This is a genomic window from Burkholderia cepacia, assembly GCF_001039005.1.
GTDB classification, from domain to species: domain Bacteria; phylum Pseudomonadota; class Gammaproteobacteria; order Burkholderiales; family Burkholderiaceae; genus Burkholderia; species Burkholderia theae.
This window is the reverse complement of sequence record NZ_LDWR01000002.1, coordinates 45,824-68,623: the sequence shown is the minus strand read 5'-3', so window position 1 is coordinate 68,623 and position 22,800 is coordinate 45,824. Positions and strand designations below refer to the sequence as shown.

General features: G+C 64.3%; 17 protein-coding genes. 6 read left to right on the top strand and 11 right to left on the bottom strand.

The window, feature by feature from the left end:
- The first annotated feature begins 172 nt into the window (after positions 1 to 172).
- Together VL15_RS00770 and VL15_RS00765 are read left to right on the top strand one after the other, a co-directional pair.
- Positions 173 to 1,138 (top strand): GlxA family transcriptional regulator, encoded by a 966-nt coding sequence (locus tag VL15_RS00770; RefSeq protein ID WP_048242568.1) that lies wholly within the window; start codon positions 173 to 175, stop codon positions 1,136 to 1,138.
- Between the two features lie 283 nt (positions 1,139 to 1,421).
- Positions 1,422 to 1,733, top strand: a complete 312-nt coding sequence (locus VL15_RS00765) for a DUF4148 domain-containing protein (RefSeq protein WP_043185856.1) — start codon at positions 1,422 to 1,424, stop codon at positions 1,731 to 1,733.
- A 59-nt stretch (positions 1,734 to 1,792) separates the two neighbouring features.
- Here VL15_RS00765 and VL15_RS00760 read toward each other — a convergent pair whose 3' ends face one another.
- Positions 1,793 to 1,981 carry a hypothetical protein gene (locus tag VL15_RS00760; protein ID WP_048242567.1) on the bottom strand — a complete coding sequence of 63 codons (189 nt, stop codon included), beginning with the start codon at positions 1,979 to 1,981 and terminating at the stop codon, positions 1,793 to 1,795.
- A gap of 72 nt (positions 1,982 to 2,053) precedes the next feature.
- On the opposite strand from VL15_RS00760, the gene VL15_RS00755 reads away from it, so the two are divergent.
- Positions 2,054 to 2,767 carry a dienelactone hydrolase family protein gene (locus VL15_RS00755; protein ID WP_048242566.1) on the top strand — a complete coding sequence of 238 codons (714 nt, stop codon included), beginning with the start codon at positions 2,054 to 2,056 and terminating at the stop codon, positions 2,765 to 2,767.
- Between the two features lie 143 nt (positions 2,768 to 2,910).
- Here VL15_RS00755 and VL15_RS00750 read toward each other — a convergent pair whose 3' ends face one another.
- From VL15_RS00750 to VL15_RS00735, 4 genes are all read right to left on the bottom strand, one after another.
- A complete protein-coding gene (locus VL15_RS00750; protein ID WP_048242565.1) occupies positions 2,911 to 4,416 on the bottom strand; it encodes an efflux transporter outer membrane subunit in 1,506 nt (501 codons plus the stop codon).
- 2 nt (positions 4,417 to 4,418) lie between these two features.
- On the bottom strand, positions 4,419 to 7,610 hold the full coding sequence (locus VL15_RS00745) for an efflux RND transporter permease subunit (protein WP_048242563.1): 3,192 nt from the start codon (positions 7,608 to 7,610) through the stop codon (positions 4,419 to 4,421).
- 15 nt (positions 7,611 to 7,625) lie between these two features.
- Positions 7,626 to 8,864 (bottom strand): efflux RND transporter periplasmic adaptor subunit, encoded by a 1,239-nt coding sequence (locus tag VL15_RS00740; protein ID WP_048242561.1) that lies wholly within the window; start codon positions 8,862 to 8,864, stop codon positions 7,626 to 7,628.
- 231 nt (positions 8,865 to 9,095) lie between these two features.
- Positions 9,096 to 9,977 carry a LysR family transcriptional regulator gene (locus tag VL15_RS00735; protein ID WP_048242560.1) on the bottom strand — a complete coding sequence of 294 codons (882 nt, stop codon included), beginning with the start codon at positions 9,975 to 9,977 and terminating at the stop codon, positions 9,096 to 9,098.
- Between the two features lie 532 nt (positions 9,978 to 10,509).
- Here VL15_RS00735 and VL15_RS00730 point away from each other — a divergent pair.
- Positions 10,510 to 11,490: an AraC family transcriptional regulator N-terminal domain-containing protein gene (locus VL15_RS00730; RefSeq protein WP_419188646.1), complete on the top strand. Its 981-nt coding sequence runs from the start codon at positions 10,510 to 10,512 to the stop codon at positions 11,488 to 11,490.
- 45 nt (positions 11,491 to 11,535) lie between these two features.
- Here VL15_RS00730 and VL15_RS00725 read toward each other — a convergent pair whose 3' ends face one another.
- From VL15_RS00725 to VL15_RS00715, 3 genes are all read right to left on the bottom strand, one after another.
- Positions 11,536 to 12,504: an aliphatic sulfonate ABC transporter substrate-binding protein gene (locus VL15_RS00725; protein ID WP_048242557.1), complete on the bottom strand. Its 969-nt coding sequence runs from the start codon at positions 12,502 to 12,504 to the stop codon at positions 11,536 to 11,538.
- 267 nt (positions 12,505 to 12,771) lie between these two features.
- Positions 12,772 to 13,722 carry a LysR family transcriptional regulator gene (locus VL15_RS00720; protein ID WP_048242554.1) on the bottom strand — a complete coding sequence of 317 codons (951 nt, stop codon included), beginning with the start codon at positions 13,720 to 13,722 and terminating at the stop codon, positions 12,772 to 12,774.
- A 299-nt stretch (positions 13,723 to 14,021) separates the two neighbouring features.
- On the bottom strand, positions 14,022 to 15,317 hold the full coding sequence (locus VL15_RS00715) for an adenylosuccinate synthase (protein WP_048242553.1): 1,296 nt from the start codon (positions 15,315 to 15,317) through the stop codon (positions 14,022 to 14,024).
- Positions 15,318 to 15,457: 140 nt separating this feature from the next.
- Here VL15_RS00715 and gcvA point away from each other — a divergent pair, with 140 nt between their 5' ends.
- Positions 15,458 to 16,363 (top strand): transcriptional regulator GcvA, encoded by a 906-nt coding sequence (gcvA, locus tag VL15_RS00710; RefSeq protein ID WP_048242552.1) that lies wholly within the window; start codon positions 15,458 to 15,460, stop codon positions 16,361 to 16,363.
- Between the two features lie 185 nt (positions 16,364 to 16,548).
- Here the strand turns inward: gcvA and VL15_RS00705 are convergent, their stop codons facing one another.
- Positions 16,549 to 16,851, bottom strand: a complete 303-nt coding sequence (locus tag VL15_RS00705) for a hypothetical protein (RefSeq protein WP_048242551.1) — start codon at positions 16,849 to 16,851, stop codon at positions 16,549 to 16,551.
- Positions 16,852 to 19,421: 2,570 nt separating this feature from the next.
- Here VL15_RS00705 and VL15_RS00700 point away from each other — a divergent pair.
- Entirely contained in the window at positions 19,422 to 20,738 is a 1,317-nt protein-coding gene (locus VL15_RS00700) for a replication initiation protein (RefSeq protein WP_021163671.1), read from the top strand.
- Positions 20,739 to 20,832: 94 nt separating this feature from the next.
- On the opposite strand, the gene VL15_RS00695 is transcribed toward VL15_RS00700, so the two are convergent.
- On the bottom strand, positions 20,833 to 21,864 hold the full coding sequence (locus VL15_RS00695) for a ParB/RepB/Spo0J family partition protein (RefSeq protein ID WP_048242549.1): 1,032 nt from the start codon (positions 21,862 to 21,864) through the stop codon (positions 20,833 to 20,835).
- Positions 21,857 to 22,555, bottom strand: a complete 699-nt coding sequence (locus VL15_RS00690; protein ID WP_048242548.1) for a ParA family protein — start codon at positions 22,553 to 22,555, stop codon at positions 21,857 to 21,859. Before VL15_RS00690 ends, VL15_RS00695 begins: the two co-directional genes overlap by 8 nt.
- Between the last annotated feature and the right edge of the window lie 245 nt (positions 22,556 to 22,800).

Here is a 22,800-nt window from a genome sequence, read left to right as displayed (position 1 = left end):
ATCGACCTCCATTGAAGACACCCCCGATTCTCCGGAGCCCGATAGCTGTCATCAATAGACGTACTACGTCAAATCCTGCCATTTCGCGTGACGAACGGACACGGTGCCCGCGGGGCCAAAGGGGCGCCCCTATACTGCTACGCATCACGTTCGACACAACACGCAACCGATCATGCCGAAGGTCGTGGGAATTTTCGCCGTACCGGGCGTTCAACTGCTCGATGTCTCCGCGCCGCTCGACGTCTTCGCGCAAGCGAACGCCGAATGCGGGAAGCCGTTCTATACGTTGCGGATCATCGCGGGCGAATCCGGTCCGATCCGCAGTTCTTCCGGTGCACAGTTGCTGCCCGACTGGATCGTTCCCGCCATCCCGGAGCGCATCGATACGCTGCTGGTCGCCGGCGCACCGAGCGCCAGCCAGATCACGTTGCGCACCGACGTCCTCGCGTGGCTGCGATCGGCGGCCGTGCAAAGCAAGCGGTATGGCTCGATCTGCACCGGCGCGTTCATCCTCGCGGCCACCGGCCTGCTGAAAGGGCGCCACCTGACCACGCACTGGGCCGCCGCCGACGCGCTTGCCGAAGCCTATCCGTCGCTCTCCGTCGATGCGGACGCGCTGTACGTGCGCGACGGCAAGCTGCACACCGGCGCCGGCGTCACGGCCGGGCTCGATCTCGCGCTCGCGCTGGTCGAGGAGGATCTCGGCCGCGAAATCGCGCGGCGCGTCGCCGCGCAACTGGTCATGTTCTTCAAGCGCCCGGGCGGGCAACTCCAGTTCAGCCGCAAGGGCGAGGCGCGCCCCGCCGGGCGCTCGGTGCTGCAGGAGGTTCAGCGCTGGATCGCGGCGAATCCGGAACTCGAGCATTCGGTGGCGGAGATGGCGAAACATGCGGGCATGAGCCCGCGCCACTTCGCGCGGCTGTTCCGCACGGAAGTCGGCATGACGCCGGCCGCATGGGTCGAGGCGACCCGCATCGCGGCGGCCCGCCACTTGCTCGAGAACGGCCACGACACGCCGAAACAGGTCGCGGCGAAATGCGGCTTCGCGAATGTCGATACGCTCAGGCGGTCGTTCGCGCGGCACGTCGGGATCACGCCGGCCGAATACCGGAAGCGCCAGGCGGTTCTGGCCGAGTAACCTGGCATGGGCAATGCCGGCGACCTGTCAAAAATACTTCGGAATACGATTCAACCGGTCGTCCCTTCGACGCGTGCCGGCCGACAATATCGAGTTCGAAAGGGCCAGGCCCGACGCACCCATCAATCATCAGACAAAATCACCCATCCACGCGGATCGTTTACCCAGTTGCAATAATGAATCACTGGAACGCGTATTTCCGACCGGTAACGTGATCGCTACGATGCAATCAACCGCTGAACGCAACGAGCGAAGCGCGAAATCAACGAAACCGGAGGTCATCATGAAGTCGTTCATCTACGCAGTCGTCGCCGCAACCGCCCTGTCCGCCTCGTACGGCGCCTTCGCACAATCGAACCCGTCGGGCCAGCTGACGCGTGCCCAGGTGCGCGCCGAACTCGTCCAGCTCGAACAAGCCGGCTACAAGCCCGAAGTCTCCGACCAGTATTACCCGCGCGCGCTGCAAACCGCACAGGCCCGTGTGACGAACGCCGATGAAACCGGCTACGGCGCGCAAGCTGCTGCCGGCGTGCGTGCCGGCCGCGCGATCGCGGTCAAGCAGGAAGGCCGCGACTCCGTCTATTTCGGTCAGTAAGCCGGATCCATGTGCGCGGATACCGGTCCGCGCACGGCAAGCAAGCACCCCGCTCCCGTTCAGGGGCGGGGTGTTGGCTTTTCGGTCATCCGCTCCGCAACGGGATCGCCATCTTCGACCGACGTGAACGAACCCGTGGATCGCACCGCGCAGCGTCGTTCACGCAGGCAGCCGGTGTTTGCGCATAGAATGGCCGCGTGGTCGGCGTCGGCCGAAACGAACGCGAGCGGCACCACGACGCCCGGCATGCCCGATCGTCGCCGCGCCCGCTGGCCGGCCCGATGCCGCACTCATCGCATTTTTCGACAAGGAGCGGTTTCATGTCTCAAACATCCGGTTCCATGATCACGTTTCGCCGCCCGGACGGCCAGGAACTGCAGGGGTATCTCGCCACGCCGGCACAAACCGAAGGCGCGCCCGCAGTCGTCGTCATCCAGGAATGGTGGGGGCTGAACGACCAGATCCGCGGCGTCGCGGATCGCCTCGCGCGCTGCGGCTACTTCGCGCTCGTGCCCGACCTGTATCGCGGCAAGTCGACGGTCGAGGAGGAGGAAGCGCACCACCTGATGACCGGGCTCGATTTCGGCGACGCCGCATCGCAGGACATTCCCGGCGCAGTGGCCTATCTGAAGACGCTTGCTCCGCGCGTCGCGGTGACGGGCTACTGCATGGGCGGCGCACTCACGCTGCTGTCGCTGCAGTACGCCGATGCCGATGCGGGCGTCACGTGGTACGGCCTCCCGCCGCTCGACTACATCGATCCGGCAAAGCTCAAGGTGCCGCTGATGGGCCACTGGGCCACGCAGGACGCGTTCTTTGCGCTCGACCAGGTCGATGCGCTCGAGAAGAAGCTGACCGATGCGAAGGTCGGGTTCGAGTTCCATCGTTATCTCGCGCATCATGCGTTCGCCAACGAAGAGGCCGTCGGCACCGGCCGCATCGCCGGCACGCAGTTCGATCCGGTGTGGTCGCAAATCGCATGGGATCGCACGCTCACGTTCTTCGGCCGCACGCTTTGGGCGAAGCAGGGGTAACGTAACGCCGCTGCCGCTGCGCCTGCGACGGACGGTAATGCAAAAAGAAACGCCACGGATTTGTGTCCGTGGCGTTTTCGTTTCTGCGCGTATAACCGGTTCGGCAAACAGGAGCGGTCGCCCGCTTCTGTCGTTCATCGCGCTTACCCGTTCGCGGCCACTTTGTCGTAGTCGACCGGCGTGTCCGGCGCGCGCGGCGTTTCGCCGGCCCGCTGGATCCACCCGCCGCCCAATGCACGGTACAGGTCGACCAGGTTCGTCCAGCGCGCCAGCCGCGCGCTGATCAGCGACTGCTGCGCCGAATACAGGTCCGTCTGCGCGGTCAGCACCGACAGGTAGCTGTCGACGCCGTTCCTGTAACGCAGGTCCGACAAGTCGAAGCGGCGCTGCTGTGCGTGCTCGTTGCGCTCGAGCGCAGCGATCTGCTGGTCGTACGTGCCGCGCGCAGCCAGCCCATCCGACACGTCGCGGAACGCCGACTGAATCGCCTTCTCGTAGTTCGCGATCTCGATACGCTTCTGCACGTGCGCGAGATCGAGGTTCGCGATGTTCTGCCCGCCCTCGAAGATCGGCAGCGCAATGTTCGGCGCAAACGACCACGCCGCCGTGCCGGCCTTGAACAGGCCGCCGAGCGTCGGGCTCGCGGTGCCGAACGCCGCCGTCAGCGAGATGCGCGGGAAGAACGCCGCGCGTGCCGCGCCAATATTCGCGTTCGCGGCAAGCAGCGTCTGCTCGGCCTGCATCACGTCAGGGCGACGCGTCAGCAGGTCCGACGGCAACCCGGCCGGCACGTCCGTCAGCAGGTTCTGCGAGTCGAGCGGCATGCCCGGCGGCAGGTCGTCCGGCAGCGGCTCGCCGATCAGCAGCACCAGCGCGTTCACGGCCTGCGCGCGAGCGCGTGCCTGAGCCTGCTGGTTCGCGAGCGCCGTCTCGACGACCGTCTGAGCCTGACGCAGGTCGAGCTCGGAGCCCGTGCCGTTGTCGAACTGCAGCTTCGTCAGGTCGTACGACGCCTGCGCGGATTTCAGCGTGTTCTCCGTGACCTTCAGCAGATCGTCGGTCGACAGCACCGTCAGGTACTGGTCAGCCACCTGCGACACCAGCGAGATTTCCGACGCCTGCCGCGCATACGCGGTCGACAGGTACTGCGCGAGCGCCTGGTCCTTCAGGCTCTGCACGCGGCCGAACAGGTCGAGCTCCCACGATGCCGAAAGCCCGACGTTGTAGGTCGTCGTGATGTTCTGACCCGGCACCGACGTCAGCGCATTCGGCAAGCGCTGACGACTACCGGTGCCCGTCGCATCGAGCGTCGGGAACAGGCCCGCGCGCGTGATCTGGTACTGCGCACGCGCCGCCTCGATGTTCAGCACCGACACGCGCAGGTCGCGGTTGTTCTTCAGCGCGATCTCGATCAGCCGCTGCAGGCGCGGATCGACGAAGAATTCGCGCCAGCCGATGGCGGTCGCCGCCTGGCCGTTCGCGCTGCGCGCGCCGGCAGCACCCGGCTGCGTCGCATAGACGCCGCCGGCCGGGAACGCCTGTGCGACCGGCGCGTCGGGCCGCGTGTAATGCGGCGCCATCGTGCAGCCCGTGGCAAACAGCGCGGCAGCCAGTGCGGCCGTAGTTGCAGTCAAAGCGTGTTTTTGCATCGTTACTGCCCCTTCGAATCGTGTGCATCGCCGTGACCGTGCTGCAGGTCGCCCTGCACGAGACGCCAGGCATCGTCGACGTTTTCCGTCTCGCCGCTGAAGATCGCGCGAACCCTCACGAAGAACATCGGGATCATGAAAATCGCGAGGAACGTTGCCGTGATCATCCCGCCGATCACGCCCGTGCCGATCGCGTGCTGGCTCGCCGAGCCCGCGCCGTTGCTGATCGCGAGCGGCAGCACGCCGAGCATGAACGCGAGCGACGTCATCAGGATCGGGCGCAGCCGCAGGCGCGCCGCTTCGATCGCCGCGCGCACCGGCCCCATGTTCTCCTTCGCCTGCAGTTCGCGCGCGAACTCGACGATCAGGATCGCGTTCTTCGCAGACAAGCCCACGGTGGTCAGCAGGCCGACCTGGAAGAACACGTCGTTCTCGAGACCGCGCAGCATCGTCGCGAGCAGTGCGCCGACCACGCCGAGCGGCACGACCATGATCACCGAGAACGGGATCGACCAGCTTTCATACAGCGCCGCGAGACACAGGAACACGACGAGAATCGAGATCGCATACAGCACCGGCGCTTGCGAACCGGACTGGATTTCCTGGAACGACAGGCCCGTCCACGAATAGCCGATGCCTTCCGGCAGCTTGCTCGCGAGCGCTTCCATCGCGGTCATCGCCTGGCCGGTCGATTTACCCTCCGCGGCCTGCCCCTGGATCTCGATCGACGACACGCCGTTGTAGCGTTCGAGCTTCGGCGATCCGTAGCTCCAGTGGCCGGTCGAGAACGCGCTGAACGGCACCATCCCGCCCGCGCTGTTGCGCACGTACCAGATGTTCATGTCTTCCGGCGTCATCCGGAACGGCGCATCCGACTGCACGTAGACCTTCTTGATCCGGCCGTCGGTATCGAGGAAGTTGTTCACGTACTGCGACGCCCACGCGATCGAGAACGTCTGGTCGATCGCGGCCGCCGTGACGCCAAGCGCGTTCGCCTTCTCGCGGTCGATGTCGACCTTGTACTGCGGCGTGTCGTTCAGGCCGTTCGGGCGCACCAGCGCGAGCGCGGGGTCCTTCGCGGCCATCCCGAGCAACTGCCCGCGCGCGGCCATCAATGCTTCGTGGCCGAGACCGGCGTTGTCCGTCAGCTCGAAGTCGAAACCGGCAGCCGTACCGAGTTCGGGAATCGACGGCGGGTTGAACGGGATCACCATCGCATCCTTGTACTGCGAGTAGTGCGCGAAGGTCCGGCCGATCAGCGCCTGGACCTTCTGGTCCGAACGCTGGCGGTGCTCGTACGGTTTCAGCTTCACGAACACGAGACCCGCGTTCTGGCCGCGGCCCGCGAAGCTGAAGCCGTTGACCGTGAACACCGAGTCGACCACATCCTTCTCCGCGGTGGTCAGGTACGTGTTGATGTTGTCGAGCGTCTTGCCGGTCGTTTCCTGCGTGGAGCCGGACGGTGTCTGCACGATCATGAACATGTAGCCCTGGTCCTCGTCGGGCAGGAACGACTTCGGCAAACGCGCGAACATCACGCCGACCGCGACGAAGACGGCCAGGTAGATCACGAGCCAGCGGCCCGAGCGCCGGATCACGTGGTTCACGCCGCTCGTGTAGCGATCGCGGCTGCGATCGAAGGTCCGGTTGAACCAGCCGAAGAAACCCTTCTTCTCTTCGTGATGCCCTTGCGAGATCGGCTTCAGGATCGTCGCGCACAGCGCCGGCGTCAGAATCAACGCGACGAGCACCGACAGCACCATCGCCGACACGATCGTCAGCGAGAACTGGCGATAGATCGCGCCGACCGAACCACCCGAGAACGCGACCGGCACGAACACCGCCGACAGCACCAGCGCCACGCCGACGAGCGCGCCGGTGATCTGGCTCATCGCCTTCTTGGTCGCCTCCTTCGGCGACAGGCCCTCTTCCGCCATCACGCGCTCGACGTTCTCGACCACGACGATCGCATCGTCGACCAGCAGGCCGATCGCGAGCACGAGGCCGAACATCGACAGCGTGTTGATCGAGAAGCCGGCCACGCCCATGATCGCGAACGTGCCGAGCAGCACGACCGGCACCGCGATCGTCGGGATGATCGTCGCCCGCAGGTTCTGCAGGAACAGATACATCACGAGGAACACGAGCACGATGCCCTCGATCAGCGTCTTGACCACTTCCTCGATCGACAGGCGCACGAACGGCGTCGTGTCGTACGGGTAGTGGACGACGAGGCCGTGCGGGAAGTACTTCGACAGCTCCTGGATCTTGGCCCGCAGCGCGGTTGCAGTCGCGAGCGCGTTTGCGCCGGTCGCGAGCTGGATACCGAGGCCGGCCGTCGGCTGCCCCATGTACTTCGTGTCGAACGTGTAGTTCTCCGAACCCAGCGCCGCACGGCCGACGTCCTTCAGCCGAACCTGCGAACCGTCCTGGTTGACCTTCAGCAGGATGTTGCCGAACTGTTCGGGCGTGCGCAGCAGCGTCGATTCGGTGATCGTCGCCTGCAGCACGGTGCCCGGCTTCGCCGGCGTGCCGCCGATCTGGCCGCCCGCGATCTGCACGTTCTGCTGCGTGATAGCGGCCGTCACGTCGACCGGCGTCAGGCCGTAGTTGGTCAGCTTGACCGGATCGAGCCAGATGCGCATCGAGAACTGCGAACCGAGCAGCAGCGTCTGGCCGACGCCGTTGACGCGGCTGAGCGGATCGAGCACGTGCGACGCGACATAGTTCGTCAGGTCCTCCTTCGACATGTTGCCGTCCTCGGAGTTGAACGCGAACCACATCAGCCAGTTGCTGCTCGACTTCGTGACCTGCATGCCGAGCTGCTGCACGACCTGCGGCAGGTTCGGCGTCGCGAGCGACAGCTTGTTCTGCACCTGCACCTGCGCGACGTCAGGATTCGTGCCCGGCGAGAAGGTCAGCGTGATCGTCGCGTTGCCCGAATCGTCGCTCGTCGACGACATGTACAGGAAGTTGTCGAGACCGCTCATCTGCTGCTCGATCACCTGCGTCACCGTGTCTTCCACCGTCTTCGCGGAAGCGCCCGGGTAATTCGCCTGGATCTGGATCGTCGGCGGCGCGATCGTCGGATACTGCGCGATCGGCATCTTGAAGATCGACGCGATGCCGGCCAGCATCAGCACGATCGCGATCACCCACGCGAAGATCGGGCGATCGATAAAGAACTTGGCCATGAAACGGACTCCCTGTTATTGCGCGGCCGATGCGACGGCCGAACTTGCTGCAGCATGGGCGGCGGTACTCGCCGGCGCGGCGCTTGCCGGTGTGGCGGATGCGGTGTCCGGTGCCGGTGCAAGCTGTGCCGCGACGGTCTTCACGGTCGCGCCCGGACGCACCTTGTCGACGCCCTGCACGATCACGTGATCACCCGCCTCCAGACCGCCTTCGACGATCCAGTTCTGGCCGTACGTGCCGGTCGTCGTCAACGGTCGCGTCTCGACCTTGTTGCCGGCGTTCACCACCAGCGCGATCGCCTGGCCCTTCTGGTCATGTGTGACGCCGATCTGCGGCACCAGGAACGCGTTCTCGTTCACGCCTTCCTCGATCCGTGCACGCACGAACATCCCCGGCAGCAGCACCTTGCCCGGGTTCGGGAAGAGCGCACGGATCGTCACCGAGCCGGTGGTCTGGTCGACCGTCACGTCCGAGAACTGCAGCTTGCCCGGCTCCGCATAGGTCTTGCCGTCTTCCAGCACCAGCGACACCTTCGCGGCGCCCGGGCCGGTCGTCTTCAGACGCCCGCTCTGCACGTCCTGGCGCAGCTTCAGCCCTTGGAGGCTCGATTGCGTGAGATCCACATACACCGGGTCGAGCTGCTGCACCGTCGACATCAGCGTCGCCTGGCTCGCCTGCACGTAGGCGCCCGGCGTCACCTGCGAGATGCCGACACGGCCCGAGACCGGCGACACGACATCGGTGTAGCCGAGGTTGATCTGCGCGGTGTCGACCGCTGCCTTGCCGGCCGCGACGTCCGCCGCGGCCTGACCTTGCGTGGCCACCGCGTTGTCGTAGTCCTGCTTGCTGACCGCGTTCGCCGCCACCAGCACCTTGTAGCGCGCGACCAGCGCGTTCTGCGTCACGAGGTTCGCCTGTGCCCTCGCCAGCGTCGCCTTCGCGCTGTTCAGCGCGGCGATGTACGGCGCCGGATCGATCTTGTAGAGGCGCTGGCCGGCCTTGACGTCCGTGCCTTCGGTGAATTCACGGCGCAGCACGATGCCGTCGACCCGTGCGCGCACCTGTGCGACGAGAAACGCACTGGTGCGTCCCGGCAACTCGGTCACCGCCGGGACGGCTTGCGGCTGCACGGTGACGACGCCGACTTCCGGCGTTTGCGGCGGCGGCGCCGATTCTTTTTTCCCGCACGCGGCCAGGAAAACGGCAGCCGTTGCGGCAGTGATTAAGCGGTATGGAACCCGTTCGACGCGCATGGAGCGACCTCTCACAAATAAACGACCTTCAATGGGAATCACCAGGTCTCCTCATGGCCCGCACGCGAAGTCGGAATGCTGTCGCTTCCTTTCCGTCGCGGAGGCGGGCGCGTGTGGCGGGCGTGCACTGCGCCCTGCGGAGCGTTCGTTTGCCGAACTGCTTCCGTGAAAAAAGAATGGCGAGCGCGCGGCCCCGGCGGGCGCGCGTTGCCGCGGCGGCGAACCGGGCCGCTAGCGTGCAGGCCGGAACGCGGCGCCGGCGAATTCGATGAACACTCGCGCGGCGGCCGGCAGACGTGCGGCACGCGCGTGCGCGAGCTTCAACGTGACGGGCGCGAGCGGGCGGACCGGCGCGACGCGAACCAGCGTGCCGGCCGCCAGATCGGCGTCGACGAGATACGCGGGCAGCACCGCGGCGCCCATGCCGGCCACGGCCAGGCGCCGCGCCATCTCGAGATGGCCGACACCCGTATGGCCGGACGCCGCGTCGGGTCGCAGTCCGGCCGCGTACTCGTCGTCGGCCACCGGCAGATCGAGCCGCACGGCCGCGATGTCCGGCCAGTCGCCCGATGCGGCCGCGCCACCGTGCGCGGCGACGTAACCGGGTGCCGCGACACGCACGGATTCGTACGCGGCCAACGTATGCAGCGCGTGCGCACCGGAAACCGGCATGCCGTCGGTCAGGAACGCGACATCGATGGCTTCGGATGTCAGGTCGACGTGGGCATCGGTCAGCGTCACGATCGGCCGCACGTCCGGAAACCGGTGCACGAAGCGATCGAGCAACGCGCTCAACTGGCTGAGCCCGAACGCGACGGGCGCGGCGATGCGCAACATGCCTTCCGGCTTGCTGCCCATCGCGACGAAACGGCCGTCGATCTCGTCGATCGCGCCGAGAATCCGCTCGACGCGCGCGAGATACAGCTCGCCGATTTCCGTCAGCGACTGGTGGCAGGTGCTGCGTTGAAGCAGGCGCGCACCGAGGCGCGTCTCGAGCGCATCGACCAGCCGGCTCGCCATCGCCGTCGACACGCGCAGCCGCGTCGCCGCCCGGCGAAACCCGCCTTCCCTGGCTACCGTCACGAATGCCCGAATCGATTGAAGTTGGTCCATTTGTCCGGTTCCCCTGCGCGGAAGGCTGCCTTTGCATCTATTTGCCTCTGCATCCGCCGCCGCGTCGCGCGCCGGTATACTACGGGCGCAAGCCGGCCTCGGTTGGCCCGATGCACGAACATTCGAATAGCAGTCCTGAGTCTTTTCCGGCGGATCGCGGCGGCGACACGCGCGGCCAGGCCGGCGGCGTCCACGCGTCATGCGACACTTGCCCGCATCACCCGAGCGCGCCGGAACACATTTCTTTCAGCAGGTGCAATAGTATGAAAACCGCCGGGAAATGGCTTGCCCGATCCTGCGATTGTTTTGCCTTAATTTCCGAATTTGTGCGCTGCACACCGCGCGACGACGGGCAATGCGAGCGCCGGCCCTGCAGGTCCGGATGATCGGGCTAATTTCCGACAGGTTTAGGCAATCCCGCGTACGCGACTCGCCGTACGATGTGACCGCCGTGCGATTCCCTGCCTGGAAGCCAACAGGGAATCGCAGTTGCGCGCCTTGTACTGACCACTCCGCCATTCGCCCGCACAACATGGAAATCGACGCCCGAACGCCGCCGCTACCGCGCACCACGCCAGGTCACGCCCCCCGGTCGCCTGCCCGGTCGCCCGCAGCCCGGCTCGCGGCATTGATCGCCGCCTACGCGCCACACGACGGCACGTTCGAACTACCGGTGCGCGGCATGCGCATCGCCCGCGTATCCGCGTCGCCGACGCACTGGCACCACGGCGTGCACCACGCGTGCATGAGCGTCGTCGGGCAAGGCGCGAAGTCGATGCGCATCGGCGACAACACCTACGTGATCGACGAATCGCGGATGCTGGTCGCGACAGCCGACCTGCCCGTCACCGGCCGCGTGACGCACGCGGACCCTGCCGAGCCGTTTCTTTCCGTCCAGATCGAACTCGACCCGGCCCGCATCGCGGCGCTCACGCCACGCGTGTTTCCGCGCGGGCTGCCGAAGGCCGTCGACTGCAGCGCGGTCGACACGCACGATGCCCTACCGGAAATCGTCGACGCCGTTGCGCGGCTGATGCAGCTGATCGCGCAACCCGACGAGCTTGACCTGCTTGCACCGCTGATCGTCGACGAAATCCTCATTCGCCTGTTGCGTGGCCCGTCGGGCGCGCGCGTCGCGCAGGTCGGCCAGGCCGATTCGACGACGCAGCGCATCTCGCGCGCCGTCGCGTGGATTCGCGACCACTACGTCGATCCGATGTCGGTCGACTCGCTCGCGCGACAGCTGGACATGAGCCCGTCGACCTTCCATCACCACTTCCGTGCGGTCACGTCGATGAGCCCGTTGCAATGCCAGAAGGTACTGCGGTTGCAGGAGGCACGCCGCTTGATGTGCCTGTCGGCGATGGATGCGCGGCAGGCGTGCCGCAGCGTCGGTTATGTGAGCGCGTCGCAATTCAGCCGCGAATACGCGCGGCTCTTCGGCGAGGCGCCGGGCCGCGACGTCGCGAAGCTGCGCGGCGAAGCGGTGCCGCTGTCCCGCGTCGCGCCGTAGGCCGCTTGCGTCACGCGTTGAGCAAATCCCGCGCCGGCGATGCCGTCACGCGAGCGCGGGCGGCGCAGCCTGGCTGACGTCGACGCGTTTCGGCAGGATGCCGGCCTGGTAGAACACGTCTGCGATGCGCTGCTGATACGCGAGCGTGTCGCGCGTGACGGGTTCGACGCCGAAGCGCGCGCGGCGAAACGCAAGCGCCACGGCAGGCTCCGGAATCCCCCAGAGCTTCGAGAACTCGGCCGCGCCCTGCGCGCGGTTCGCATCGAGCCATCGCTGAACCGCCGTCAGTTCCGACACGGCGACGTCCAGCACGTCGGCATTGCGCTGCGCATAGCTGCGCGACGCGAAGTAGTAGCCGCGATTCTCGACGAGCCCCGTGCCGTCCGCGACGATGCGCGCGCCAAATGCCTGCTGGACCACCGCGAGGAACGGATCCCAGATGATCCACGCGTCGACCGAACGATTCTCGAACGCGGCCCGCGCATCGGACGGCGACAGCCAGACCGGCGTGACGTCCGTGTAGTTGAGCTTCGCGGCCTGCAACAGCCGGACCAGCAGGAAGTGCGTATTCGATCCCTTCACCAGCGCGATGCGCTTGCCGCGCAGGTCCGCAAAGGTCCTGACCGGCGAATCCTTCGCGACGACCACCGCTTCGGCCGCGGGGCCGGCCGGCGTCTGCGCGTAATAGACGAGCGGCGCGCCGGCCGCGAGCGCGAAGATCGGCGGTGCCTCGCCGACGTCGCCGAAGTCGATCGATCCCGCGTTCAGCGCCTCAAGCTGCGGCGGTCCCGACGGAAACTCGGTCCATGTAACGTTCACGCCGAGTGTCGCGAGCTTGCCCTGCAACGTGCCGCGCGCCTTCAGCAGGCTGAGCGGCCCTTTCTGATAACCGATGCGCAACGTCCGCGCACCGGCCGTGCTCGCCAGCGCGAAGCCCGGGTGAGCGGCGCCCGTCGCGATCGCCAGGCCGGCATGAAGAAGCCGGCGGCGGGTTCTGGATAGTCGGTCTGCCATGTCGTTTCGGATTCGATGGAGTGAGTGCGGATTGGCACACGCATGCGATGAAGCAGGTCGAACCGATTCTAGGAGGTTGGCGCCGCGCATCGAACCAACGATGTTCGATATCGAAAGCAAGCGTTCTCATAAGGGCGCCGATTGCCCGGGCATCATTGCCCGGGTCCATCGCGGACGCCTGCTGGACGCCTTCTATAAAGGCAGGATTGCAAATTAATTGCTTCGCCTGAACGAAGCACGGTGCACTACGCACCGGTAGTGCCGAACTCAGGAATCCCGGGAATTACAGGAAGCGTTCAGCGCAGCCTCGTCGGCGGCCAGCATTTCGGGTACGCATTCCCGCAGGAAATCGACGAACGTGCGAATCTTCGCATCGAGATACTGACGCGACGCGTACAGCGTGTAGACCGTCAGCTTCTGCAACCGGTAATCAGGCAGCACACGCACCAGCGCACCGCTCGCGAGCGCGGGCAGCGCGGACGACATCGGCAGCGAACCGATCCCGAGGCCGGCGCGCAGCGCGCCACCCAGCGCATCGGCGATGTTCACCTGGAAGTCCGGCAACGGCAGGTCGAACGTCTCGTGGCCGTCCGGGCCGTCGAGATGCCAGCGATCGCGCGGGAACACCGGCGTGACGATCTGCAGGCACGCATGCCCTTCAAGCTCGCGCACCGTGCGCGGCGTGCCGCGCTCCTTCAGATAGGCGGGCGACGCGCACAACACGCTGTGCACCTCGCCGAGCCGCTGCGACACGAGCCCCGAATCGGGCAACTCCGCCGTGCTCAACTGCAGCGACACGTCGTAGCCTTCGTCGATGATGTCGGGCACATGCTGCGACAGCGTCAGCTCGACCGCGACCGACGGATAGCGCTGCCGATAGCGCACGACCGCGGGTACGACATAGGCCTGGCCGAAACTCGTCGTCGCGTGAACGTGCAGCCGTCCCGACGGCTTCACCTGTGCGTCCGCCGCCTCGGCTTCCGCTTCGTCGATATAGCCGAGGATGCGCTGGCAGCGGTCGAGATAACGCTGCCCGGCGTCGGTCAGCGCGATGCGGCGCGTGCTGCGGTTGAGCAGGCGCGTGCGCAGATGCGTTTCGAGCTGCGCGACCGAACGCGATGCGTAGGCCGTCGTGATGTCGAGGCGCTGGGCCGCGCTCGTGAAGCTGCCCTCCTCCGCGACCCGCACGAAAATGCGCATCATCTGTAACGTGTCCATCGACCTGTCCCCGGCATTGAGATCACGTCGCGCCGCCGTGCGGCCATGGTGCCGGCGGCGCCGGCCGAAGCCGGTCTGGCGCGAATTGTGCGGAACAGTACAGCAGCGCTGCAGGCGTGTCCAGTTCGCCGTACGCTGCGTGATCCGGACGCCGAATCGTGTCGCGGAGCAGCCATGCGCGCGACGTCCGGAAGCGGTGTGTATGCGATCGAACGCGCTGACCCGCCAACGGCATCGGGTCGGCAAAAACTACCCGGCGACCACGATGCCGACCCGCGATTTACGTCACGTTTGACGCGTTACGCAGCCGCCGCATCGAACGGATTGCTCAGCACGATCGTGTCGTCGCGCTCCGCACCGGTCGTGATCATCGATACCGGCACACCCGCGACCGCTTCGACACGCGCAATGAAATCCTGCGCGGCCTGCGGCAGCGCCGCGCGCTCACGCACGCCCTTCACGGTGCCGTGCCAGCCGTCGAACCGTTCGTAGACCGGCTTCGCACGCGACTGTGCATCGAGGCTCGCGGGCAGATGGTCGACCCGCGCGCCATCGAGTTCGTAGCCGACGCACAGCTCGATCGACGCGAAGCCGTCGAGCACGTCGAGCTTGGTGAGCGCCAGCGAATCGATGCCCGAGATCCTGACGGCCTGGCGCAGTTGCGCGGCATCGAGCCATCCGCAGCGTCGCGGCCGGCCGGTGTTGACGCCGAATTCCTGCCCGCGCGCGCGCAGCGTTTCGCCGGTTGCATTGGTCAGCTCGGTGAGGAACGGTCCGCCGCCGACACGCGTCGCATACGCCTTGGTCACGCCCAGCACGTGGCCGAGCTTCGACGCGCCGAGGCCCGTGCCGGACGCCGCCGCCGATGCGACAGTGCCCGACGACGTCACGAACGGGTACGTGCCCCAGTCGATGTCCAGCATCACGGCCTGCGAGCCTTCGAACAGGATGCGCTCGCCGCGGTCGGTCGCGTCGTTGAGGTCGGCCCAGACCGGGCGCACGAACGGCAGGATCTTCGGCGCAAGGTCGACCAGCGTCGCCAGCATCGCGTCACGGGAATACTCGTCGAGCCCCAGGCCACGGAACCACGCGTTGTGATGCTCGACGAGCACGTCGAGCTTGCCGGCAAGCTGGCCGGGTTCCGCGAGATCGTCGACGCGCAGCCCGCGGCGCCCGACCTTGTCCTCGTACGCCGGCCCGATCCCGCGCAGCGTGGTGCCGATGGGTTCGCGACGCAGACGCTCCTGCGCCTGGTCGATCGCGCGGTGAATCGGCAGCACCAGCGTCGCGTTCTCGGCGATCGACAGATTGTCCGGCGTCACCGACAGCCCGAGTTCGGCCATTCGCCCGATTTCCGCGAGCAGCGCTTCCGGATCGAGCGCCACGCCGTTGCCGATCACGCCGCGCTTGCCGCGCACGACGCCGCTCGGCAGCAGCGCGAGCTTGTACGTCTTGCCGTCGACGACCAGCGTATGGCCCGCGTTATGGCCACCGTTGTAGCGTGCGACGAGATCGGCCTGTGCGGCCAGCCAGTCCACGACGCGCCCCTTGCCTTCGTCGCCCCATTGGGCGCCCACGACCACCACGTTCGACATGCTCCACACTCCATGTGAGAAATTCAGACACTGATTCGGCCGAGCCGGCCATTTGTGTGCCATATTGGCGGAGCTGGATCGCCCGATCAAACGATTAAACCTGAGACGTCGCGTGAGGAAATATCACGCGAAACGACACAATGGCCCGACGCCTTCCTCCGTTGAATTCGCTGCGCGCGTTCGAAGCCGCCGCGCGGCTCGGCAGCTTCACGCTGGCTGCCGACGAGCTGTGCGTGACGCACGGCGCGATCAGCCGGCACGTGCAGCAACTGGAGGCGTGGCTCGGGCGGTCGCTGTTCGAACGCCACAACCGGCGCGTCGAACTGACCGACGCCGGTCGCGCGTATCTCGCCGAGGTCGGCGCATCGTTCGACCGGATCGCGCTCGCCACCGCACAACACTTCGGCCACGCGCAGCAGCGGGTGCTGCGCGTCAGTGCGCCCGCGACGTTTTCGTTGAGGTGGCTCGTGCCGAAGTTGTCGTCGTTCCAGGTCGCGCACCCGACCATCGAGGTGCGGCTGTCGACGTCGAACGAGCCGATCGAGAAGCTCCGCGACAAGGTCGACCTGATCGTTCGCGGCGGCCCGCAGGCCATCGACGGTTACGTCGCCGAGGAATTCCTGTCCGAAGTGCGGCTGCCGGTGTGTGCGCCGAAGCTGCTGGAGGGCCGGCCGTTGCATACGCCTGCCGATCTCGCCGGCTTCACGCTGCTGCACGCGGCAACCTATCCGGGCATGTGGCCCGAATGGCTCGCGGCGGCCGGGCACGCGAATCTCGTGCCGCGACACTCGCTCACGCTCGAGCATTTCTACCTGACGCTGCAAGGCGCGCTCGACGGGCTCGGCGTCGCGATGGGACCGATCGCACTTGTCGCGGACGACATCGCCGAAGGCCGGCTCGTGCAGCCGTTCAGCGAACCGGCGTTGCCGCCGTGGCGCTACTTCACGTATGTGGCATCCGCGCGAGCGGACGACGACGCCGTGCGAGCGTTCAAGGACTGGCTGAAGATGACGGGAAACGCGGGGGTGTCGGGCGGGCGACACTGATCGCATCGACATGTGGGTCATGCGCACGATGAAATTGAAATGCAGGATTACGAATCAAATAATGCGGATTCGCCGAACGTGTTGATCGTCGTTCATGCCGGGCATTCGCTTTCGTCGTGCATCGCGTGACCGGGATGCACGACGCAAGCCGCGGATCGAACCGTGGCTTGCTGCGTGGGCAACGCTTACTGAGGGTTCGCCTTCTTCTCCGCGTTCTGCAGGTTCTGCGGATAGTTCGGATCGTTAGCCGCCGGCTTGTAACCGGCGTCCTCGAGCTTCTTCAGCTCGGCGGTGTTCTTTGCGCGCGCAGCCTTGTGCTCTGCCTTGCGTTGGGCCCTGGCCGCCTTGCGTGCCTGGCTCTTCGCTGCCTTGGCGTCCTGTGCAGCGGGCGCGCTGGCGTCGGTCTGGGCAAACGCGGGAACTGCCGAGCCGAACAGGAACGCGGCTGCGGTCGCAGCCAACGTGAGTTTTCTGATCTGGATTCGCATCGCTGAACTCTCTTTTCTGGTTTATCACGGATTGAAAGACCATCGAGATACCGCCCCTGTCCCGATCGGTCGTCGTGTCGCGATCGGGACCTGTGCATCATAACCGTGTCGAGAAAAATGTGGCGCCAACGTGCAAACGGAATTGGGGATACACGTATGGGAGAAAACGCGGGGGTCGCGCGACCGTCGCTTGAGCGGGACAGGGACGGTGTGTCGCGTTTCGGCGCGCGTGCGGATCGTGCAGTTGCGGGAAGCGGAAACGTCCGATGAACCTCACGCTTCGGTGAATAGATGAGGACAGGTAACGCAGTGCGATACGAGACACGCACGACGATTTCACAGGTGGCGTTGCCGATACGCTCATGCTCTACGTGATCGTCATCGCACGGCCGCAGTCACCGCTACAGCAGTCGACCTGTGTGCCACGTTGCCGGTCGACGGGGTTCAAGCGTCGGTTTCTCCCATAAACGGCCACGATTCGGTTCCCGCGGTGATCGAGACGATCGTGGCGCGTCACTACAGGGCGAGGCGATTAATCCTGCGACCTATCGCAGCACTGTGATGCAGATGGTTACCTCGGCTGAAACGCGTTGCCGTGTGGCATGTATGACGAAAACGGTAGACGCGAGACGCAAGGTGAAGCAGTTGATCGGCATCGCCTCACGGGTGCGCCGAGGAAACCGCACGGACGAGCGATGTTCCTTTGGCGCTGAAGTCGCAACAAGACTCATTGATCCTAGTGACCGTGGGTGCGGACACATCGGGCACCGCACATAGGTGCCACAGGTCTTTTATTTGATCGTGTCAGTGGGCCGACATCCGTCGCCGACCCGGTCTGCACAGCTTGCATATACCTGTGTAGCAGCCGTATCGGTGAGCCTTTACGGGATCCGGACGTTTTGGAAGGTGAGTCTATTCGGGATCGTCGCCCGGATTCGATTGCGGTGAGCTTCGTCGTCGACGGCATCTTCACTTTGGCTCGCAACGAGCTTGAGATCGACCCAGGAGCCATCGCTGTGTGCGGACGGCGCAGGACACGATGTTTGCTCGCGGGAAGCCGTCCTGACCCCTCCTCGCGACTTGGCGGCACAGCATTGCTCGTCGGTTGATTCCCAAAGGTAGAAAAGTTGGAAGACCTCCGGGCGGCGAAATGAACCTCGGTCCGTTTCCTCTGTGCACAGTCCACAGGCTAAATGTGACGAGGCGTGTCGACAGACGATCGGAAAAAACTTGTCCGCGGACGGGGAAGCACGAGTGCAAAAAACCACGCACGTTCAGACCAGGATGATTTCGAACTGCTGTGGGTGAAACCGAAGGTGTCCGCGTTTTCGGTCGCGGATGGGTTTTGCTGGTCAATCGCCGGCACGTGGGTAGCCGCGCCGTTGATTTTTTGGTCCCATAAAAGGGAACCTGTCAGTGAAAACGGGCTTTTTCATCCCGATTTCCCCCATAGGTTTCTACGTTTCGCCTCATGTGAGTGGGTACTCACCTCTTCTGGAAGCCCTGTCGGGCTTGAAGCCTTGGTGGAACAAGGCGCCAGGGCATTGCTCGGTACGCCTGAATCGCGGCATTGGGACGCTTGGAGCACCACAGACGGCTCCCATTGGTAGCGGTTTATGGGGCTTGTCTTTCTGTGTCTGCACACGTGTGTTTACATCTTTGGTTAACAACGTTTACTTCTTTAACTACTTTTAGACGGCTCACAGCCTTATTCCATAAGGGTTTGAGCCTTGTTCGGTACCCATTTATGGGAGCACAGGTGGAAGGGTCTGGGGCTTTAGGTCTGTGGATTTGGGGTTTGGGGTACCGGATTGTGGGGAATCGGGGTTGTGGATATGGGGCAAGCGTACCCGGTTATGGGAAATCGACCGTAAAACACGTGGGGTAGTCGTCTATGGGAACACATGAAGGTAGCCTTTTATGGGGCTCTTTTATCGATCGGTAAGTGTCTGGATGCACAGCGAATTTCTTTGGGTAGCCATTTGTGGGGCATCTCGAAGGTATCCGTTTATGGGTGGCATCCGGGATCGATCGATTGCATTTCGCCATGGTGCTCTGTGTGCGGTTCCCATAGACAGGATCGCTGCAGCAAACAGGTAACCCTTTATGGGGAACATGATTGGTTGCCGTTTATGGGAGCGATTTCTACCTTCGAGATCGAAAATAACGCAGCCCGCGAAGCCGACGTCTGCCGACAGGTACCCTCCTATGGGAATCGATGAAGGTAGCTATTTATGGGAGCAAAACGCGACTGTGCTGCAGGGCACCACGAATTCGGCCGACGATCGCAATTCCGCTCGGGTGCTCCCCATGGATGGGTACCTTCCCGAGGGCAAATCTCGTGCCGGGTTTCTGTGCCCGAACATGAAAGGTAGCGGCTTGTGGGACGTGTTTTGGCCAAAAGGTAGATGGATATGGGGCTTCGTGCAGATCGGTTAATCGGAAATTTCCCTTTTGCATCTGGAGCTTAGCCGCGAAAGTGCAAGTGATGCAGGAGCAAGGACGTTGCCCCCCGGCGCGAAAAGGTATAAAGTCCGCTTCCAACACGGTCACCTTATCCGGACATCACGATGCCGCGCAAGCCCGCAAGCAAAGGCTCAGACAAACAGGTTTCGCTGTTTCAGACACCAGAGCCTCCCGACTTGCTGCGCAAGGCGGTCCAGGCGATTCATATCGCGCCCAAGTCGGGAAAGATCGGTCTGCAGCAGCGCAAGATGTTCAGCTCGCTGATCAAGAACGCGCTTCGTCAGGAGGCGTTCGAGCCGGGCCGGACGAGCTTTTCGATCTCGATCGCGTCGCTTTCGCACGAGAGCGGGTTGAACAGCAACAACACGAAGTACGTGAAGGACACCGTCAACTCGCTGATCAGTACCGTCGTCAACTGGGACTACCTGGCCGCGGACCGTTCGACTGTCTGGAAAGCGTCGGGCCTGCTTGCGGGCGCGGAGCTCGAGCAATCGGTGCTGAAGTACAGCTTCTCCGACCAGATTCGCAGCGAACTGCTCAACCCCGAAATCTACGCGCTGATCGATATGCGAATCGCCCGCGAGTTCCGGCGGTCGCACTCGCTCGCGCTGTGGGAGAACACGGTGCGTTACGAAGGGATCGGCATCACCGCGAAGATCCCTCTGCCGAAATTCCGCGACCTGATTCTCGGTCAGGACAAGGCGTCGCAGTCGTACAAGGAATACAAGCTGTTCAAGAGCAAGGTCCTGGTGCCGTGCATTCAGGAGGTGAACGAAGTATCGGATCACACGCTCGAGCTGATCGAACACAAGTCCGGCCGTAGCGTGGAAGCCGTTCAGTTCAAGGTGACGCGCAAGCAGAGTGCGGATACGGTCGAGGACGGCGACGTCAAGAACGAAGCGCTGGTCGAGGAGGTCGCCAAGTTCGGCATTCCGCGTTCGGAAGCGCGCCGGCTGATCACGCAATACGGCGTGCAGCGCATCAAGGCGGCGATCGCCTATACGCTCAATCGGACTACGAAGAAGAATGCGGCGCCGGTCGACAACGTGGCCGCGTATTTCCGCAAGGCGCTGACACACGGCTATACGCTGGCCGACGGGCAGGGCACCGAGGCGGCCGCGCCGGCGAAGGAATCCGCGCAGAGCAAGCAGGAGCAGATTCGCGACAAGTATCTGGCGGCGAAGGTCGAGGAAGCCGGTGCGTATTTCCGCGAGCTGGAGATCGACGACCAGACCAAGCTGATCGAGCGTTACAACGAGACGGTGGCGGGCTCGAAGGACCTGACGCTGTCGCCGAAGAAGAAGGCGAGCAAGCTTGCGCAGACCAGCTTCTTCCGCTGGCTGGCGCTGGATACCTGGGGCGAACCGACCTCGGACGACCTGCTGGAATTCCTGCTCAAAAGCAGTCTCGCCGGCAACTGAACAAGGCCTCGCAGCGGAGTGTGCGTCGTGCGCCGGACTCGAACGTCCGGCTTTGCGGCGCAACGCGGATGCGAGGCCTTCTGCTTTTGGCGCGTTACTTTGGCGTGGCCGCTGCCAGCTCGGCGACGTACGCGTCGATGACGGTCTTGAGCTTGTCGGCGAGCGCTTCCTGGTGGGACGCGTCGACCCCCTTCAACTGCAGATCCAGACGCCCGTCCGGGTAGGTCTTCAACTGGCCGACCGCGCGTGATTCGAGCGCGAAGTCGTGACGAACGCTGTAGCGCGTGCGTCCTGCTTTCTTGTTGCCGTCGCTTTGCGCACGCAGGAAATTCTCGAGATCGCGGACCGATTTCTTCCGGTCGATCACGGCGGTAAGCAGCCGGTCGGCCGTCGGTTCGCCCAGCCGCTCGAAGATCAGCTTCAGGAAGTACGCCGCTTGCAGGCCGACCACGTCGTTCGCGCTGGCCATCCGTTCCAGGAGCGTGTTGGGCAGTGCGTTGAGCGACAGCGTCTTGCTGATCGACGCCTTGTCCTTGCCGATCTTCTCCGCCAGCGTGTTCTGGTCGGAAAAGACCTTCTCGTCGAGCAGGCGCTTCCACGCGACCGCATCGTCGAAGATCGTCTGGCGTTCGTGGTCGTGGTTCGCCCGATACGCGATCGTATAGAGCTGCTCGGGCGTGTGGTCCGTGCGGAACGTGGCGTTGATGGTTTCGTCGCCGTTGATGCTCGTCGCGCGCAGCCGGCGTTGCCCGTCGATCACGACGAGCTTGCCGGGAAACTCCGGGAGCCGCGTGACCTTGATCGGCTCGATCTGCCCTTCCCGCTTCAACGTCAGTGCGAGCTCGTGCAGGCTCGACTCCGAGTAGAACACGCGCGGGTTGAACGGGTTCGGGATGCAGTCCTTGACCAGCACCTTCTGCGGCGCGCCGAGATCCGGCGTGCCGGTGGGGGCGGCCGTGGCGGTGGCGACGACAGGTGCCGCTTCGCCGGCGAGATTCGGCGCGGCCGCCGGTTCGGGCAGCCGCGTTTCGAGTGCCGCGTTTTCCTGCGCGAGGCCACGCAACAGGCCGGCCGCGAGATGCAGGTTGCCGGTCGGTTTCTTCTCTTTCGATGTGTCCTTAGCCATGGGCGGCGGCTCCGGTAGCGCGCTTCGACGCGATGTATTGGGCCATTTCCGTGACCAGCCTTTCGATTTCCGCGCGGGCTTCTTTCAGGCCCTTCAGGTATCGATTGTGATGATGGATCGTGGTGCCGAGTGCGAACGTCTGACGGTAGACCTCGCGTTGCGCGATCTGGCTGTCGAGCAGATGCTCCCCTATTTCTTCAGCCATTAGAATTTTTAAAATTTCTTCACGCATTTTAGTTTTTCCATTGACACTATTCAGCATCAATGCGGAAGAAAGACTTGGGTTACGAACGGCGCGCATCGACTCGATCATGCGAATCATCGCGACCGTGCTGTACAGGTCGGCCGGCGACGGCGACAGCGGCACGAGGCAGAAGTCCGCAACTTCCAGAACAGATGCGATGCGGGGATCTTCGAGGTTGCCGGGACAGTCGACGACGATCACGTCGAAGTTCGCGTCCTGCTTCTTGATCTCGCCACCGATACCGCGGCCGGCGGGGGCCAGAGAAAGGACCGTCATCGGCAGCGTGTTCTCGCCGCTCGTGACCCATCGGACGGAAGTGCCTTGAGGGTCGGCATCGATCAAGGCGACCTTGTTGCCGCCGGCCTCGAACGCAGCCGCGATGTTGACGGAGATGGTTGTCTTTCCAGTCCCACCTTTTTGATTACTGACGGCGATCTTGAAAGCCATTTAATTCCTCCAAGGAGTTTTGCGTAATATATGCAGTTATTATCGAAATGTCCAGAAAAGCGTTCGACACGATGTATGTCTTGGTAGCTGATGTGGTTGTCACGTGACAAGTGGGCCAAATGGCTAACGAATCGTTCGCGATTAGCAACCGAGTAAAAATAAAAATGTGGATTGCGTTCGTGACGATTGCGCAAAGACAGGAAGAGAACTCGGTGTTTTTTACGTGGATGACGAAGTTGAATCGG